At 71.1% G+C, this 1464-nt stretch carries 1 protein-coding gene; it reads right to left on the bottom strand.

The features are described from left to right. Positions 1-13 precede the first annotated feature (13 nt). Positions 14-1270: an ISL3 family transposase gene (locus AB0B41_RS43185; protein WP_358213034.1), complete on the bottom strand. Its 1257-nt coding sequence runs from the start codon at positions 1268-1270 to the stop codon at positions 14-16. Positions 1271-1464 lie beyond the last annotated feature (194 nt).

Raw genomic sequence — 1464 nt, 5'->3', positions numbered from 1 at the left:
GGCTCTTCCGGATTTAGAGTGCGAGGGCTCCGCAGTGCAGTAGCGACCGGATGCGGTAGTTGATCAGGTTGCGGAACCCGAGGGCGTTGCGACGGAGTGCTTCGAGTCGGCCGTTGATGGCCTCGGTGGGGCCGTTGGATGCGCGGTGGTCGAAGTAGGCCAGGACGTCGTCGCGTCGGCGGTACAGGGTCCGGCCGAGGGCGGCGAGCTCGTGAAGCCCGGCGGGTAGCCCGGCGCGGATCCGGTCGATCACCTCCGTGAGCGCCACCTTCCCGCGCGGGCGGTCCTCGGTTGCGTAGGCGGCGATGATCTGCTGATAGGTCCACCAGGTGACCTCGACCGCGACGTGCTCCTCGCTCGCGAACACCGCCTCGAGCCGCGCCCTCTGCTTGTCGGTGAGCAGCCCCAGCCGCGTGCGTAGGGTGCGCCGCACGCGGTAGAGCGGGTCGCCGGAGCGGCCGCGGTGCCCGCGGGTGTCCTGCTGGACGCGTTGGCGACACAGGTCGAGCTTGTGCCCGGCCAGCGCGACGACATGGAACGGGTCCATCACCGTCACCGCATCCGGGACGGTGTCGGTGGCGGCGTTCTTGTAGCCGCCGAACCCGTCCATCGCCACCACCCGGACCTGCTCGCGGAAGCTGGGCTCACGCGCCTGCAGCCACGTCCTGAGCGCCTCCGCCGAGCGGCCGGGGACCAGGTCGAGCAGCCGGGCTCGGCCCCGACCTGCCACGACGTCGGTGAGGTCGGTGATCACGGTGACGAACCCGCCGCCGTCGGCGCCGACCACATGTGCCCACCTGTGCTCGTCGACCCCGATCACCGCAACCCCGTCCAGGCGCGCCGGGCCGGCGGAGAGCAGCAGAGCCTCGGTCGCGGCGACCGCGACGGTGTTCACCGTGTTCCAGGACCGTCCCAGCTCGCGGGCGACCGCGGCGACGGTGGCCTTGTCGATCGCCAGGCGCCGCAACACATACTCCCCGCACCGGCGGGTCGTCGACGCCCCAGGGCGGGCCAGCTTCGAGGTGTCGTGGGCGAAGATCTCGCGGGTGCAGCCGTCGTGGACACACCGGTAGCGAGGCACCCGAACCCTCAGCTGCATGGGGTGCCCGACCACCGGCACATCGGACACGCGGCGCTCGACGCTGTCGCGATAAACCCCGACCAGCCCGCACCCGGGGCAGGCGCCGGGCCCGTCGGTGAGCAGGTCGCACCACAGCACCGTCGTCTCACCGGCCACGGCGGCGTCGGTGATCCGCACCCCCAGTTCCACGGTCCGGACGATCGTGTCGGCCACGATCTGGGCAGGCGGGCACGTAGGCTGCGACATCGGGTCCCCGGGTTCGTTGCTGATCTTGGCGTAGGAACCTTCATCATCAACTTCTCGGGGCCCGCCTCAGCGCAGCGACACGACCCGACTCCCGCGGTCGGTCACGCCCTCACCTGCACTCCATTCCCGGAAGAGCC

Source organism: Pseudonocardia sp. NPDC049154 (assembly GCF_040648315.1).
Classification (GTDB): domain Bacteria; phylum Actinomycetota; class Actinomycetes; order Mycobacteriales; family Pseudonocardiaceae; genus Pseudonocardia.
Note: the sequence above shows the minus strand (reverse complement) of the source record. Positions and strands in the feature narration are given on the sequence as shown.